Origin of the sequence: Granulicella sp. L46, assembly GCF_009765785.1 — a bacterium.
In the GTDB taxonomy this organism is placed as follows: Bacteria; Acidobacteriota; Terriglobia; order Terriglobales; family Acidobacteriaceae; genus Granulicella.
Genome location: NZ_LMUT01000015.1, coordinates 90,065 through 105,831 on the forward strand (window position 1 = coordinate 90,065; position 15,767 = coordinate 105,831).

General features: G+C 59.3%; 19 protein-coding genes. 9 read left to right on the plus strand and 10 right to left on the minus strand.

Features of this window, described 5'->3' with window-relative positions; genetic code table 11:
- The first annotated feature begins 39 nt into the window (after positions 1–39).
- Positions 40–819, plus strand: a complete 780-nt coding sequence (locus GSQ80_RS16815) for a glycosyltransferase family 2 protein (protein ID WP_158788833.1) — start codon at positions 40–42, stop codon at positions 817–819.
- 10 nt (positions 820–829) lie between these two features.
- On the opposite strand, the gene GSQ80_RS16820 is transcribed toward GSQ80_RS16815, so the two are convergent.
- Together GSQ80_RS16820 and GSQ80_RS16825 are read right to left on the minus strand one after the other, a co-directional pair.
- Positions 830–1,297: a thioesterase family protein gene (locus tag GSQ80_RS16820; RefSeq protein ID WP_158788834.1), complete on the minus strand. Its 468-nt coding sequence runs from the start codon at positions 1,295–1,297 to the stop codon at positions 830–832.
- Positions 1,298–1,349: 52 nt separating this feature from the next.
- On the minus strand, positions 1,350–2,222 hold the full coding sequence (locus GSQ80_RS16825) for a hydroxymethylglutaryl-CoA lyase (RefSeq protein WP_254059718.1): 873 nt from the start codon (positions 2,220–2,222) through the stop codon (positions 1,350–1,352).
- A 118-nt stretch (positions 2,223–2,340) separates the two neighbouring features.
- Here GSQ80_RS16825 and GSQ80_RS16830 point away from each other — a divergent pair, with 118 nt between their 5' ends.
- A complete protein-coding gene (locus GSQ80_RS16830; protein WP_158788835.1) occupies positions 2,341–2,985 on the plus strand; it encodes a nicotinamidase in 645 nt (214 codons plus the stop codon).
- Positions 2,982–3,347: a hypothetical protein gene (locus GSQ80_RS16835; protein ID WP_158788836.1), complete on the plus strand. Its 366-nt coding sequence runs from the start codon at positions 2,982–2,984 to the stop codon at positions 3,345–3,347. Before GSQ80_RS16830 ends, GSQ80_RS16835 begins: the two co-directional genes overlap by 4 nt.
- A gap of 51 nt (positions 3,348–3,398) precedes the next feature.
- Here GSQ80_RS16835 and GSQ80_RS16840 read toward each other — a convergent pair whose 3' ends face one another.
- Complete coding sequence (locus GSQ80_RS16840; RefSeq protein ID WP_158788837.1) at positions 3,399–3,995, minus strand: HD domain-containing protein; 597 nt, start codon at positions 3,993–3,995, stop codon at positions 3,399–3,401.
- 213 nt (positions 3,996–4,208) lie between these two features.
- On the opposite strand from GSQ80_RS16840, the gene GSQ80_RS16845 reads away from it, so the two are divergent.
- From GSQ80_RS16845 to GSQ80_RS16865, 5 genes are all read left to right on the plus strand, one after another.
- The gene (locus GSQ80_RS16845) at positions 4,209–4,814 is read left to right on the plus strand and encodes a helix-turn-helix domain-containing protein (RefSeq protein WP_158788838.1); all 606 of its coding nucleotides are present in this window, start codon (positions 4,209–4,211) and stop codon (positions 4,812–4,814) included.
- A 183-nt stretch (positions 4,815–4,997) separates the two neighbouring features.
- Positions 4,998–5,924 (plus strand): polyprenyl diphosphate synthase, encoded by a 927-nt coding sequence (gene uppS, locus GSQ80_RS16850; protein WP_158788839.1) that lies wholly within the window; start codon positions 4,998–5,000, stop codon positions 5,922–5,924.
- A gap of 198 nt (positions 5,925–6,122) precedes the next feature.
- Complete coding sequence (locus tag GSQ80_RS16855) at positions 6,123–7,247, plus strand: hypothetical protein (RefSeq protein ID WP_158788840.1); 1,125 nt, start codon at positions 6,123–6,125, stop codon at positions 7,245–7,247.
- 124 nt (positions 7,248–7,371) lie between these two features.
- A complete protein-coding gene (locus GSQ80_RS16860; protein ID WP_158788841.1) occupies positions 7,372–8,154 on the plus strand; it encodes a hypothetical protein in 783 nt (260 codons plus the stop codon).
- Between the two features lie 159 nt (positions 8,155–8,313).
- Entirely contained in the window at positions 8,314–9,159 is an 846-nt protein-coding gene (locus tag GSQ80_RS16865) for a phosphatidate cytidylyltransferase (protein WP_158788842.1), read from the plus strand.
- A gap of 3 nt (positions 9,160–9,162) precedes the next feature.
- Here the strand turns inward: GSQ80_RS16865 and zwf are convergent, their stop codons facing one another.
- The 7 genes from zwf to GSQ80_RS16900 all read right to left on the minus strand — a co-directional run bounded on the left by zwf (position 9,163) and on the right by GSQ80_RS16900 (position 14,951).
- A complete protein-coding gene (gene zwf, locus GSQ80_RS16870) occupies positions 9,163–10,599 on the minus strand; it encodes a glucose-6-phosphate dehydrogenase (protein ID WP_158788843.1) in 1,437 nt (478 codons plus the stop codon).
- A gap of 160 nt (positions 10,600–10,759) precedes the next feature.
- On the minus strand, positions 10,760–11,773 hold the full coding sequence (locus GSQ80_RS23455) for an energy transducer TonB (protein ID WP_158788844.1): 1,014 nt from the start codon (positions 11,771–11,773) through the stop codon (positions 10,760–10,762).
- A 12-nt stretch (positions 11,774–11,785) separates the two neighbouring features.
- The gene (locus GSQ80_RS16880; protein ID WP_158788845.1) at positions 11,786–12,325 is read right to left on the minus strand and encodes an adenine phosphoribosyltransferase; all 540 of its coding nucleotides are present in this window, start codon (positions 12,323–12,325) and stop codon (positions 11,786–11,788) included.
- A gap of 5 nt (positions 12,326–12,330) precedes the next feature.
- Positions 12,331–12,612 carry an acylphosphatase gene (locus tag GSQ80_RS16885; protein WP_158788846.1) on the minus strand — a complete coding sequence of 94 codons (282 nt, stop codon included), beginning with the start codon at positions 12,610–12,612 and terminating at the stop codon, positions 12,331–12,333.
- 14 nt (positions 12,613–12,626) lie between these two features.
- The gene (efp, locus tag GSQ80_RS16890; protein ID WP_158788847.1) at positions 12,627–13,187 is read right to left on the minus strand and encodes an elongation factor P; all 561 of its coding nucleotides are present in this window, start codon (positions 13,185–13,187) and stop codon (positions 12,627–12,629) included.
- A 157-nt stretch (positions 13,188–13,344) separates the two neighbouring features.
- Positions 13,345–14,238 (minus strand): nuclease, encoded by an 894-nt coding sequence (locus GSQ80_RS16895; protein ID WP_158788848.1) that lies wholly within the window; start codon positions 14,236–14,238, stop codon positions 13,345–13,347.
- A 122-nt stretch (positions 14,239–14,360) separates the two neighbouring features.
- On the minus strand, positions 14,361–14,951 hold the full coding sequence (locus GSQ80_RS16900; RefSeq protein WP_158788849.1) for an aminodeoxychorismate/anthranilate synthase component II: 591 nt from the start codon (positions 14,949–14,951) through the stop codon (positions 14,361–14,363).
- A gap of 231 nt (positions 14,952–15,182) precedes the next feature.
- Between GSQ80_RS16900 and GSQ80_RS16905 the strand changes: the two genes are divergently transcribed.
- A complete protein-coding gene (locus GSQ80_RS16905; protein WP_158788850.1) occupies positions 15,183–15,419 on the plus strand; it encodes a hypothetical protein in 237 nt (78 codons plus the stop codon).
- The last annotated feature ends 348 nt before the right edge of the window (positions 15,420–15,767 follow it).

Sequence of the window (15,767 nt, forward strand, 5' to 3'; positions counted from 1 at the left end):
TTCAAAACTTCTCCGCAGAAACGAACGTCACTCTTCAAGATGCCTATCTTGTCCGTCGCCATCGTCACCTTCAACGAAGAAGAGAACCTCGCGCGCACCCTAGCCAGCGTCGCCTGGGCCGACCAGATCGTTATCGTAGACTCCGGTTCCACCGACCGCACCCTGGAAATCGCACGCAGCTTCAACGCCACCGTCCTCGAGCGCCCCTGGCCCGGCTTCGCCGCACAGAAAAACTTCGCCCTCTCTCAATGCACCAGCGACTGGCTCCTCTCGCTCGACGCCGACGAAGAACTCTCCCCCGAGCTACAACAACAGATTCGCCAAACCCTTTCTTCACAACCAACCGTCGACGCCTTTTACCTCAAGCGACGCAATCTTTTTCTTGGCCGTTGGATCAAACATGGCGGCTTCTACCCCGACCCCAAGCTCCGCCTCTTCCGCCGCAACCTTCCCGCCCCCACCCAATTCGAAGCCCGTCCTGTCCATGAGACCATCCGCTTCAGCGGCCCCACGGCCACTCTCGATGGTGACATTCTCCACCACGCCTATCCAACGCTCTCGTCCTACATTGAGCATATGGACCGCTACAGCTCACTCGGCGCCCAACTTCTCGTCGACAACGGCCGCACCAGCGCCAATATCTTCACCTTCTTCGCGCGCATCGTCATCTTCCCGCTCGTCGGCTTCAAGTGGAATTATTTCTTTCGCCTTGGCTTCCTCGACGGCCGCGAAGGCCTGCTTCTGAACCTCTACCACGCCTGCTACTCGAGTTGGAAGTACGCCAAGGCCTGGCAGCTCGCTCGCAAACCACGCGCCTAAGCCCACCGCCTCAATCCTTCTTCACCAGCCGATGCATCACTGCAGCGAACCGCTCCGCATACTTCGCCGGCATCTCACGTCGCTTCATATCCCGTCCCACCACAAAGTGCACGGTCTCGCCCTCGCACAACACTGTCTCGTCCCCACTCCCATTCACAGCCCGCACCACCACATACCGAAACCTCACAATCGGTCCTCTTACCCCCGACAGCGACGTCCGAATTATTAACTCATCGTCGTAGCGCGCCGGCGCCTTGTACCGTGCCGTCGCCTCGGCGACCGCGATCAACGCGTCATCCTCCTGCTCCATGGTCTTGTAGTCCAGCCCCAGTTGCCGAATAAACTCCACCCGCCCCACCTCGAACCACACCAGGTAGTTCGCGTGATACACGACGCCCATCTGGTCGGTCTCGGCATAACGCACTCGTACTCGAGCCTCGGCATAGCCCTGCTCGATCACCTTCTCCATATCGCTCATGCCTTTAGTCTAGAAGATGCGATCCGCAGACCTTCCGAATATCGTCGCTACGCTACTGCATCGCCACCCCGAACCGCTTCTCCATCTCCGCGCTCATCGCGACCAAATGGTCCAGCGGCTCAATCTCAGGAAGCTCCGCGCCCAGATCCTTCAGCGTAGCCAGCAGTGTCTCCGTCGCAAGATTCCCCACCATCACATCCTGCGCATAGGGATACGTTCCAAAGCCGCCGATGGTCGTATCGAACCGCCTGCACCCAGCCTCATACGCCGCCCGCACCTTCGCCGCAGCATCCTCCGGCCGCGCGCGTAAATGGACCCCCACTTCCAAACCATCATGAACATCCATCACCAGCCGCACCACGTCCCTCACCAGGTCGGCAGACGCAGCTCCGGAAGTATCCGACAGAGACACCTGCGCTACTCCCGAATCCACCAGCAAATCCACCGCACTCACCACCTCGTCGATATCCCACACATCCCCAAACGGATTCCCAAACGCCATCGCAACATACGCGACCATATCCTGGCCGCCCTTATACGCAATCTCCCCGATCTGTTCCAACTCATCGAGCGCCTCTTCCGGCGTCTGCCGCTGGTTGCGCTCGAGAAACTGTGGCGAGATCGAGTATGGAAACGCGAGCGTCGTCAGCCGACCGCTCTTCACCGCACGTTCCGCGCCCTTAACATTCGCCACCAACCCAATCATCTCGATCTCTTCGGCCGCGTCCAAATACTCCAACACCAGCTCTGAGTCCGCCATCTGCGGCACAAACTCCTTCGACACAAATCCCACCGCATCCAGATGCGTAAACCCCGCAGCAATCAACGCACGCAGATACTCCGCCTTCACCTCAGGCTTCATCACCTTCGGCAGCGCCTGCCATGCGTCTCGCGGAGATTCAATAATCTTTACCAAGTCCCTCACCAACTCCCAACCCTATCCTTCGTTCGATTCATCGCGCACATGTCCTCTTCGATGCACTCCCTCGGCCCTCGTCATAACCCTAGCGCGAGCCTTTGCACAAAATAGTACGCTTATTCCTATGCAACTCCGCCATACCGACGCTCTCCTCGTCATCGACATGCAACTGGACTTTCTTCCCGACGGCGCCCTGGCCGTCGCGGACGGCGACGCCATTCTGCCCGGCATCAACGCCCTCGCCGCCCGCTTCGACCACGTAATCCTCACGCAGGACTGGCACCCCCACAGCCACATCTCCTTCGCCAGCACCCACGGCCTTCAGCCCTTTCCAAATGGTATCCAAACCACCGTCGAAGCCCCCTACGGCACGCAGCATCTCTGGCCTGACCACTGCATTCAAGGTACTCGCGGCTCCGAACTCCATCCCGATCTCTCCATCCCCCACGCCGAGCTCATCCTCCGCAAAGGCTTCCGCAAAGGCATCGACAGCTACTCCGCCTTCACCGAAAACGATCAGAAAACCCCCACCGGCCTTGCCGGCTATCTTCGCGAACGCGGCCTCAACCGCCTCTTCTTCACCGGCGTAGCCTACGACTTCTGTGTAGGCTTCTCCGCCCTCGCCGCCGCCCGCCTCGGGTTTGAATCCTTTGTCATCGAAGACCTTACCCGCGCCGTCAACCTGCCCACCACCGTCTCCACCACAAACGCCGCCTTCGCCGCCGCCAGCGTTCAGCGCATCTCATCCTCAGCACTGCTGGCAGAATGACCTCCGAACCCATCACCGACCAAGCCGCATGGCCCGAAGCCCTCGCCACCGTCACCGCGTGCAAATATGACTTCGGTGCCGGCCGCGCTCTCGCCTTCGGCATCCCCACCACCAAACACTTCCGCATCTCCTACAACTACTTCGTCGACGATGAGATCCACACCGGCGAGTTCACCTCCGACAAGCCCCTCCCCCAAAACACCCTCTTTCCTATCCGCTACAACCCTGACGCCCCCCACCAGAACTCCCACGACGCCTTCAACCCGCCCCGAACATCCCGAGCCCCAATGCTCACCATCGGCATCATCGGTTCCCTGATCCTCTCGCTAGCATGGCTCGCCATCCTGCGCGGCTGCCACTAGCTACGTAGCGCGCGACCGCCGCACATTTTCCGTCGAAACGCCCGCGAATCCTTACAGCCCTAACTCCGCCGCATGCTCCTGCATCGCGCGCAGGCAGTTCTCGATGTGCTCGTCCAACGGAATCCCCAGCAGTTCCGCTCCCCGCGTAATATCCTCGCGCTTCACCGCCCGCGCGAACGCCTTGTCCTTCATCTTCTTCTTCACTCCCGCGATCTCGACCTCCGCAATGGCCTTGCTCGGCTTCACCAGCGCGCATGCGGTAAGAAATCCCGCCAGCTCATCGCTCGCAAACAGCGCCTTGTCCAGATGCGTCTCCGGCAGCACGCCCGAGTAATCCGCATGCGCCAGGATCGCGTGCAGCATCTCCTCAGGCCAGCCACGCTCCCGCAAAAACTTCACCCCCACAAACGGATGTTCCTCCGGCGTCGGGTGCCGATCGTAATCGAAATCATGCAGCAGCCCCGCGCACCGATACAGCTCCGCAAACTTCACACGCTCGTCGCCACCCAACCCCAGCCGCTCCGCCTCGCGCAGTCCATAGCTCTCCGTGCAGCGCGCCACCGCCAGTCCATGCTTCACCAACGACGGATTCGTCGTCCACTCTCTCAGCAACGACTCCGCCTGTTCTACTCCAAACGCCTCGCTCACCAGCAGCTCCAATCTTTCTCATCAGCCTAACGCCTTGAAATCTATGTACCACCTTGGTTCACTTCCCATTTTCTACCACTTTTTTGGTGGAATCACCGGCAATACCCCTTGACTCTTCCGACACCCAGTGTCAGTCTAAGCACATCGCTTGCCTTCGTTATCGGACGCAAGTGATCGGTGCCCGCTCTGGCAGCCGTCCGCATTACACAACTTATGGCAACCTTTATCGCGCAGGTCAGCGCAATGGATGTCCAGCCGCAGGCTGCTTCTGACAGCACAGCTGAAACGTCCGTATTTGAGGTCCCGCAACGCGAAGTCCTGCGCTGCGAAGCCTGCAAGCTGGTGCAATTCCGCACCACTTCAGACACCTGCCGTCGCTGCAAGAAGTCTTTGCTGCCCGAGCCTCCCAAAGTCCAGCCTGCCATCGCGCTGGTCCTTGAATCCACAACCGAAGCTCCCGAGTCCGGCCCACAGGTAGCTACTGCCGTGCGCGATCTTCGCCACGTCCGCAACCTATCGCAGCGTCAGCTCGCCGCGCGTATGGGCGTGCCACGCACCTACATCTCCAAGATCGAGAACGGCAAGGCGATGCCTACCCTGTCCTCGCTCGATCGCCTCGCTCGCGCTCTGCAGGTGGACATCTCCGCCCTGCTCCGCGACGCGCCCACTCGTCACCGCGACGAGACTGCCGTTCTGCTCAACGATCCCTTCCTGGCTGAGGTCGCCAAGTACACTTCGCACCTCACCTCGACCCAGAAGTCGATCTTCCTCAACCATGTCCGCGAGCTCTCCCAGAGTCGCAACCGCCGCATGGCCTGATCGGCCGTCCAGCGTTACCGTACCTCCCTGGCGTCGCATCCCTCGTTCTTCCCAGGACGAGTGCTGCGACGCCTCTCCGCATTTAGTGCATCCTATTCAAAATAGAGTGCCTGTTTTGGCCGGTTTTCGGCTTTCGGTTCCCTACTTCCCGCTTTTCAGCTATCGTCTTTCTTAAGAGTCATCGTGCGCGAACCTTCTTCCAGCCGCGTCTATCATCGCTCCAATCGGGCCCACGAACTTACGCCCGAAGAGCGAGCCGTCTACGACACGCTAGATCCCGCGCGCATGCCGCAACACGTCGCGATCATCATGGACGGCAATGGCCGCTGGGCAGGCAAACGTGCCCTCAAACGCTTCCTCGGCCACCAACAGGGCGCCGAGTGCGTTCAGTTTGTCGTCGAGACTGCCTCGCGCGTCGACCTTCCATGGATTACCCTCTACGCCTTCTCGCTCGAAAACAACCTCCGCCGCCCCAAAAACGAAGTCAACTTCCTCATGAAGTTGCTGCGCAACTACCTCATCTCCAACGTCAAGCGGATGAACGACAACAATATCCGCATGGCCTACATCGGCCGCACCCACGAACTTCCTCAGGAAGTCCAGGACACCATGCAGTGGGCCTCCGAACAGACCGCCAAGAACACCGGAACCACCCTCACCCTGGCGCTCAACTACGGCGCCCGATCCGAGATTGTCGACGCGGCTCGTACCCTCGTACACAAGCTCATCGCGGAAGCCCACCAGCGCGGCATCTCCCTCGAAGACATGCTCGCCGCGGAGGGTGTAGACGATGCCATCAAGTCTCGCATCGATGAGAAAGACATCTCCTCTGCGCTCTACACCGCCCACATGCCCGACCCCGACCTCGTCATTCGCACCTCCGGCGAGCAACGCATCTCAAACTTCCTCCTCTGGCAGATCGCGTACGCAGAGATCTTCGTCACCGACCGCCTCTGGCCCGACTTCCGCGGCATTCATCTCCTCGAAGCCATCGCCGACTATCAACAGCGCGAGCGTCGCTTCGGAGGCCTCGGTGAGACCTCCGACGAGTCCTTCTCCGATACCCTTCCCCCCCCCGCCGAAACCTCGGCCGAACTAGCCCGTCGATAGTCGTCACCAACTCATAAAGAATCTCATTAGAGTCCTCGATCCGAATCTCTCCTGCTACTCCTGTTACCTTTATCCGACCCCTCCCGATATATGCTTGAATCAGAAAACTCTTCAATCAGCCGGTTGAGATTCCCTCTCGCCCGGCACAGTGATTTAGCGTCGGCTTATGACACTCGGGACAGATTCCACGGAGGCGGCATGAAATTATCCGTATCGATCGCTACACGGACCCCAACACGGACCGCAACAGCGTTCGCATCCTTTGGCCTCACCGTGGTTCTCGCTCTCGCCGGCTGCAGCGGCGATGGCACTACCTTCGGCGATACCAACGGGGCTCCTTCCACCGGCGTCTATGTCATTCAGAACACCCCGCCCCCCGCGTCCGGTTCCGCCGCCAAGGCCTCCCCCACTACTACGGCCTCCACCGGCACCATTCTCCAGTTCTCCACTTCAGCCTCTGGCGTCGCAACCCCCGTCTCCACCATCGCCAACCTCAACGTCACCTCTCTCGCCTTCCTTGCCGTCGACGGCATGGGCGACATCTACACCACCGCCACCGAGGGCACCACGGGCACCTCCGTCCTCGAGTTCCCCGTCAACTCCTCCAACAACGCCCAGCCCACCCGCGGCATCCCCTTCAACACCACCACGCAAATCAGCGCGCCCAATGGTCTCGCCGTTGACCCCGCCGGCGACCTCGCACTTCCCGAAGCAAACAGTGGCGTAGCTATCTTCGCCTCGACCGCCAACGGCTCTGTCGCACCCTCCGACTTCATCACCGCCGGCGGCGCCTCAACACTCGTCAATCCCACTGCCGCCGCGGTCGATACCAACGACAATCTCTACATCGTCAATTCAGGCGAAGACGTCACCAATCCCATCGTCGTCTTCAATACAACGTCTACCGGTGCCCCCATCCGCTCCATCGGCGGCGCGCTCACCACGATGGCCGTCGGTTCCCCGCAGGCCATCGCCACAGACACTGCCGGAAATCTCTACGTCGCCAACGTCGTCTCCGGCGTCTCCAGCATCCTCATCTTCGAGCCGACCGCCACCGGCAACACGCCTCCCCTGCGCGACATCACCGGCAGCAACACCCTCCTCGGCTGCGTCGGTGGGATCGCCCTCGACAACGCAGGCTACCTTTACGTGGTCTCCGTACCTACCTGCGGAAGCACCGCCAGCCCCACGGTCCTTAAATTCTCCACGACCGGTGACGGCAACATCGCTCCCGTAGCAACCTTCACTTCGTCCACCTGGACCAACGCCGACCCAACCCTCTCCATCGCAGTCTATGGAGCAACGCAACCTTCCGCTCCGTAAATAATTCTCAAAACCACCGCAACTAAATATTTCTATTCTTGGCGGAGTCTTTTCTTCGTGCGTCGCGTTCTCTGAATCAGTTGGCATGCACATCTGTTAGCAGCCAACCCACAGAGGCTCGACCATGAAACCTGCAGCTAGTACCACGCTCCACCGTGCTCTGCGCACGATCGCAGCTTTTCTTTCCTTCGCTATCCTCTTCAACCAAAGCGTCCGCGCCGCCACCATTCATCAAGTAGCTGCAGCCGCCCAAACCCCGCAAGTCCCTCCCCCTCCTCAAGCGCCTGCCCCGTCACAGGCCCCCGTTCCCACCCAGATCGCCGCTGCCCGCACAATCTTCCTCGTCAACAACGGCGCCGACGCGAACTTCCCCATCACCGCTCAAGACGCCTATAGCCGGGTGTACGCCGCCCTACAAGCCTGGGGACACTTCCAGCTCGTCAGCTCCCCCGACCAGGCCGACCTCGTCTTCCAACTCCGCGACATCGCGCCTGTTACCGGTGTGTACGGCGACCGCGCCGGCACCTACGCCATCAACAGCCCCGCCTTCCAACTCGCCATCAAAGATCCAAAGTCCAACGTCACGCTCTGGACGGTCAACTCTCCTGTCCAAATCGCAGGCCGCAAGGCAGCTCGCGCCCGTTGGCTCGATATCGCCGTCACCAACCTTGTCAGCCGTGTTAAGGTCCTCGCCAACCAGCCACTCGACGAAACCGAAACCGCTAACCTCACCACCTATCCCCACTCCCACGGTACCGGCTTCACCATCGCGCTCATTGCCATCACCGTAGGCGCAGCCGTCGCTACCGGCCTCATCATGAAGCACGCGTTCGACGACAAGGTATCCAGTCAGAACGCTGCTCTCTGTGCCCAGAACCCCTTCTTCTGTAACCTTCCCACACCCTAACCTCGAAACGCCGCGTATCCCTCACGACGGCTTTTACTTGGGATCGCGGCGTCTAGAAGTCTCCCGGAACCAGGGCCAGACCGCTAAAGAGAATCAACTCGTCCACATCCGTTCTCACATTCACCTGTGCCTCTCAACCATGTATCCTCAACAAGGCACATGAAGCGCATCGTCACCGCAATCGTACTCATCGCACTCGTCGCAGCCTTAGTCTTCTTCGGCAAGCTCTGGATGGTCACAGTTTTCGCCGCCATCGTTGCCGGGCTCGCTGCACTGGAGTTCCGCACATTCGCGCGCCTTGTCGGTTGCTCGATTCCGCTCTGGTGGGCTCTCTCGGCGATCGCGCTCTTTTTCCTTGCTGCCTACTTCGGTCCAATGGAGACCATCACCGTCGTTGCCTTCTCGACCTTCGTACTTTTCGCGGTAGCTGTATTCAGTACCCCGCTCGAGAGCGTTCTTTGGCAGACCTCCGTGGGTCTGCTCATGCTGATCTATGTCGCCTATCCGCTCATGCTTCTTCCACAAATATTCAACCAGGAGAATGGTGTAGCCCTCCTTCTGTTTCTCTTCCTCTGTGTCTGGTCTGGCGACATCGCCGCCCTCTACATCGGGAAGCGCTTCGGCCGTCATAAATTTTCTCCACGCCTTTCACCCAACAAGACATGGGAAGGAGCAATCGCTTCCGTCCTTGCCTCCTGCATCTTCGGTATGGGCCTTATCCTGCTCGGCGACTGGTTTACCCAGCAGAATTCTTCCTTCACCAAGCTGCATACATCGGAACCCTGGTGGGTCTTTCTGATTCTCGCGGTCGTGCTCAATGCTGCCGCTCAGTTCGGCGATCTCCTCGAGTCCGCCCTCAAGCGCGGCGCCGGCGTCAAAGACTCCGGGACCATCCTTCCCGGCCACGGCGGCGTACTTGATCGCATCGACGCCCTTCTTCTCGCCGCACCAGTCCTCTGGTTCATCATCGCCGTGCGCGACTACTTCTCCCTCGGAAGCCTCTAGCCCTTAGGCGGTGCCACCGCTCGCCGGCTTCTGAGCCAGACTCTGCCCAGCCGCGTCCGTCACATCATGATCCAGAACCGGCTGCACCCATCCTCCCGGCGGCGTTATCGCGTCCGCTTCCTTCGGCCCCCAGGTATGCGGCTCGTAGCTGTAGACCGGCGTATCTTCCTTCAGCACCGGATCAACAATCCGCCAGGCTTCCTCCACATAATCCTGCCGCGCAAAGATGCTTGAGTCCCCGGTCATCGCATCGGTCAACACCCGCTCGTACGCCTCCATCTCCTCTTTCTGCGGCTGACGACTCACCTCGAGTTCTACGGCATCCCTCTTCGATTGATCCTCCACTGCCGCAACCGACACACCCATCGCGATCGTCATATCGGGACTGATCCGAAAGCGTATATAGTTCTGCGGAATTCGCGCATCCGTGAATTTCGTGATCGGCGGACACTTCAACCTCGTGACCACCTCGGTGCACGTTACCGGCAAATTCTTTCCCGCGCGAATGTAAAACGGAACGCCCGCCCACCTCCACGACTCAATCTCCAGACGCAGCACGGCGAACGTCTCCATCTTCGATCCGGGAGCCACCCCCTTTTCATCCAGATAGCCAACAAACTGTCCCCGCACCAGGTCTTTGGCTTTAATCGGAGAGATCGCTTTGAGTACCTTCACTTTTTCATCCCGCAGCGATTCGGCATCTTTGCGTGCCGGCGACTCCATCGCCAGGTTGCACATCAGCTGAAATAAATGGTTTTGAATCACATCCCGGACCGCACCTGTCTGATCGTAAAAAGCACCTCGCCCCTGTATCCCAAAATCTTCCGCCATCGTAATCTGCACACTTTGGATATGATCGCGATTCCAAAGCGGCTCCAGAAAAGAATTCGAGAACCGGAACGACACCATGTTGTGCACCGGATCCTTCGCCAAATAATGATCAATCCGAAAAATCGACGACTCCGGAAACGCCTTCAACAGAATCCGATCCAGCTCCTGCGCCGAAGCCAGATCATGACCAAATGGCTTCTCCACAATCATCCGCGCCCCGTCTGCCGACCCGGACTTCACAAGCTGATCCACCACCTCTTCAAACAGCGACGGCGGAATCGCCAAATAATGCGCCGGATGCTTCGCGCCCCCCAACGCCTCGCGCACCGCGGCAAATGTTGCCGCATCGTTGTAGTCCCCATCCACATACTTCAGCAGCGCGCTCAGCTTCTCCCACGCCGCCGGATCCAGACCGCCATGCTGCTCCAGGCTATCCTTCGCGCGCGCCTTGAGCTGGTCCAAATTCCACCCAGCCTTCGCCACGCCAATCACAGGCACCGTAAGCGCACCGCGCTTCACCATCGCCTGCAACGCAGGAAAGATCTTCTTATAAGCTAGGTCCCCTGTAGCGCCAAAAAACACCAATGCATCGGAATGAATGGGAGTCACAAAAAATTCCTTTCAATCTCAAACTAGGGGACCGCGATTCGGCCCACATCTCTGTAGATGCCTGCAGGCCCAGCAACGAACCCGACTAGTAGTGTATTTCCAACGCGCAGCCACACCCTAATTCCGGCGATCATCTCTTGCCATAACCTTAAGAAAAAATTCACTGCCCGTTCAAAGAAAAATTCACTGTGATCGTCGTATCAACTTCAGTAGGCTCTCCGTTCAACAGATACGGTAAATACTTCCAGCGCTTCACAGCATCTGTCGCCGCGTAGGTAAACATCGGATCGGTGCTCGCAATCGGCACCAGCCTGCGCACGTTCCCATCGACACCAATGACGGCACCCAACAAGACCGCGCCACTCAGGTGCCCAATCTTGGCTGCCTCCGGGTAGTTCGGCTCCGTGAATTTAATCCGCTGCCCCGCGATGACTGAACCAGACATCCGCGCAACCGGCGCTCCAGACGTCGTCACTGCAGGAGTCTCCGCTTCGAGCTTCGCCGCATTCTCGACTTGCAGAGTCGTCAACTTGCCCGCAATCGCATCCTTCCCGAGGTACGCTATTCGCAAATCAAGCGCTACACACGTGCCATGAAACTTTCCCGTCCCCGGCCGGATCAGGATCATCTTTCCGCCGAGTCCCTGCAGAATCAAAACATCCGTTGTGTGCGGCGTCACACAAGCCGTCCCAGGCCGCGCGTTCATTGCATCCAAGGGACCGGGCTTGGGCCCAATACAGTCCAATTCGATCTTTCCGAACTTCACCGTCCTCGTCAGCAGATCCGTAGGCGTTCGCACACTCGGCACAGGATGAATCGCCGCTTCCAACAACTCTCCCACCAGGTAGGAGTCCCGCACCAGCGCCACATTCGCTCCTTCCGGCGCGATTCCGTTCTCATTCAATCCATCCAGATGCACCACGCTCCGTTGCTTCCCCGGCGCCGTCCACCACACCTCGAAGCTCCCCGTCTTCTCCGGTTTGCCGTTCAGGTCGTACAGCTGAAACGTCATCCCCAAGTGAAACGGCGTGTTCCCCTTCAAATCCAGATTGTTCGCCGCAACCAGCTTGCCCCACTCATCTGTATCTGGCTTCTGAGCGTCGCCCTGCGCCCGCGCAGCCAACGCCCAGGCAGCAAGCATCATCCCCAGCGCCACTGCCAGCATCCGCCGCATCGTCCGACTCCCTTACTCGTCGTAATGCATCAAGCTAAACACATCAATCTCTGGAAACTTCTCCCGCCCCTTCAAAAAATCCAGTTCAATCGCCACGGTCAGCCCCACAATCTCGCCACCCATCCGCCGCACCAGCTCAATGGTCGCCTCCATCGTTCCGCCGGTAGCCAACAGGTCATCGACAATAATCACCCGCTGCCCCGGCAAAATAGCATCCGCATGGATCTCCAGCGAATCACTCCCATACTCCAGGTCATACTGCACCTTCTCGACAGGCGCCGGCAGCTTCTTCGGCTTCCTCACCGGCACAAACCCCGCATTCAACCGATACGCCAGCGCCGGCCCAAAGATAAACCCGCGCGCCTCAATCCCCAGCACCAGGTCTACTTTCTTGCCGATGTAGTACTGCGCAAACGCGTCGATCAACTGCGCAAAACCCGTCTTGTCTTTAAGCAACGTCGTAATGTCATAAAACAAAATCCCCGGCTTCGGAAAATCCGGTACAGCGCGGATCATCTCCTTCAACGGCTCGCAATCAATAGGCTTAATCATCTCTTCTACCATGCTCCTTCAATCTCAAACGCACCGAGCGACTCGCCCTCGGCGTCTGTCAATTCATGTTCAATCACAGCATCCACGCGGCTTCCGCGCGATCCCTTGCGCAACTCCACGCGCAGCTCGGCAATCATTGCGGCATCTCCAGCCGCAACAACCTCCACCTCGCCCGCATCCGTATTGCGCACCCATCCGCGCAGCCCAAGCTCCGCCGCCTCGCGATGCACGAACCAGCGAAACCCAACGCCCTGCACACGTCCGCGAATGAGAAAGTGCACCACCATCGAACGCTCTGCCTTTACGCCCGGCTCATGTACGCGCCTTCAGCCGTATCCACGCGAATCTTCTCGCCCTCGTTGATGAACGGCGGCACCTGCACAATCAGCCCCGTCTCCGTCTTCGCAGGCTTTGTCACCGAGCTCGCCGTTGCCGACTTGATCCCCGGCTCCGTCTCCACCACCGTCATCTCAACCGCCGTCGGCAACTCAATACCGACCGGCTTGCCGTCATGAAAGCTCACCTCGATCAGCAAATTCGGCGTCAGGTACTCAACCGAGTCGCCCAGCGTATCGTGCTTCAACGCCGTCTGCTCATACGTGTTCTGATCCATGAAGTAATAATCGTCGCCGTCGTTATACAGGTACTCCATCTTGATCGAGTCCACATGCACTCGCTCAATCGGGTCCGGCGACCGGAACCGTTCCGTAAACATCGCGCCCGTCCGCACGTTCTTCAACTTCGCCTGGATAAACGCCCGCAAATTGCCCGGCGTCCGGTGCTCTACGCTGAAGACGAGATGAAGATCGTCCTTGAACTTGATAATCATGCCGGGGCGCATCTGTGTCGCCGGAATCGCCATGGAAAACTCCTGATTCTGTGGGTAAAGTATGGGGCTCAAGGAACATCAGCCCAACCCTACAATTGTAGCCCAGCGCCTCACCCACGCGAACCCTACACCTTTACGCCTTCGAGAAACGTGGCTAACTTTGCGTCAAAGCTCTTGCAGTTGCTCTAGCCTACGACCCCGGATGAAACAGCTTGTACCAGAAGTGCTTGAACTTATACCCAAACGAGTGCTTCACCACCGGCGGTGGTGGTGGAGTCAAACCATCCGCCACAATCTGCTCTGGAGTCTCCACCGCACTCGGTGGTGTCCCCTGTCCTGGTGCATAGGCCAGCGTAGTCGCCACCTGCGTCTGTATTTCGCCCGCCGGAGAATTCGCCACAGGCTGCGTCGGCGCGAGCCCTTCACTCTCTGCCGCCGGGAACGGATGCTGCGCCGCCGCCTTCGTAGCCGCGCTCGCATCCTCCGCCACGTGCTCCGGCTTTTCCGACCCAGGACACCCGCACGGCGACCGCTCGTTGTCCACCACCTCGTGCAGATTCCCCCGCTCAAACAGCACATGCTGCCCTGCCATCAGCCGATAGCTCGCCCGCGAGAACGCATCGTTCAGCATCAGTACTGGAGCCTTCTTCCCCACATTCTCCACGCACGTATCGCCATCGCGCGTCACGCGCATCCGCAGATCATAGTTTCCCTTCGACTCCACCGAGAACCGTATATCCGGCGTCAAAATCACATCCTGCCCCTCAGTCGGCGTGTGCAACTCGATAGCCCCGCGATCCAGCCCAAACAACAACCCATTCCCCGTCCCCGAATGCAGCAGATGAAACTGGCTCGTCGCACACACCAGCACCTCGCCCCCGCGCTCCAGCTTCACCTGGGCCGTATGGTCATATGCCGTCACACTCGCATTCGACATCAGCCTTGCCCGATCCCCCTTCACCTCGAGCCCACCGGTCACCAGCGCATCCTTCGTCGCCACCGTCCCCATCACCTGCACCGCCTGCTGCTGCGCAAGTGCAACACCGCCCACAGCAGCAAGAAGTACGATCGTTACACTTCGCATCGTGATTGCCTGTGCTCCTCTGTCGTTTGACGGTCCGACCGTTGAAGGGTACGTGCTTCAGCCCATACGTAAATCCCGTTTTTCTGCCATGCGGCTTCAGCAGCTGAGGGAATGCTGCTTCTTTACTGCTTCAGAAAATTCGCAATCAACTGCTTCCCATGATCCGTTAGCACGCTCTCAGGATGAAACTGCACACCCTCAATCGGCAGCGTCCGATGCCGCAGCGCCATAATCAAACCCTTACCACCCTCACCAGCCACCCGCGCCGACACCTCCAGCTCCTCCGGCAGTGTCCCCTCCTCCACAATCAGCGAGTGATACCGCGTGCACGTCATCGGCTTCGGAATCCCCTTGAAGATCGTCCGTCCATCATGCTCCACCACGCTCGTCTTCCCATGCATCAGCTGCGGAGCCCGCACCACATCTCCGCCAAACGCTGCGCCAATCGCCTGGTGCCCCAAACAAACCCCAAGCACCGGAATCTGCTCCTTCTTCGGCAGCGCCGCCAGATGCTGAATCAACGGAATCAATATCCCAGCATCCTGCGGCGTACAAGGCCCTGGCGACAGCAAAATCCGCTCCGGCCGCATCGCCACAATCTCCTCCGGCGACACCTCATCATTTCGCCGCACCACCACCTCAGCCCCCAACTCCCCCATATATTGCACGAGGTTATAGGTAAACGAATCGTAGTTGTCGAGCACGAAGACCATCACACCTCCGATTTTACGCGCACCCATTTACGCGCACCCACCGTGCCTTTCCGCCGTCATCCTGACCCTCGAGCCCAGCGAAGGGGAAGGACCCCTGTATTGGCTGTTGCCATTGCCGTTGCCTGTTCTTCGCCGTCATCCTGAGGCGCAGCCGAAGGACCCCCGCATTTTGCCTGCGCCACCACAAACCCAACAGACAACACCGCGCCCTCTGTAACCCCTCCAACCACTATGCTCATCACGACACCAGCCCGCACAAAACACTTCGCCGCCATGGTCCTCATCGGCGACGGCGTCATGGCCCTCATCCACCCGGTAGCCGACGCCAACGCCTGGAAGCGAGGCCCCAAACCCTGGCGCAATCTAATGCACGGCCTCTCCAAACGCCCCAACCTAACCCGAGCCATCGGCGCCGCCCAAATCGCCGCCGGCATCTACTGGGCCCTCAAACAACAAGAGTCCGACTAAGCGAGCCCCATCGCCACTCGAATGCCCTCGCTACAGCCGCACGAATGCCCTCGCTTCATTCGACACCCACCACAAAACTGTCATCCTGAGCGAAGCAACTCGCGCACTTGCGAGTTACGCAGCCGAAGGACCCGCCACCCTGCCCGAACCAGCTATGCTCTAGGCGACTTTCAACCACGATCGCCGTTACCCCCCGCGCCCGTTCAATCGCCATTGTCGTACAGCCACAGAGTCCCAAATACTTCTTCTAACCCACCCGCGCCCGCTCAATCGCCATTGCCGTACAGCCACAGAGTCCCAAATACTTCCTCACCCACCCGCGCCCGCTCAATCGCCATTGCCGTACAG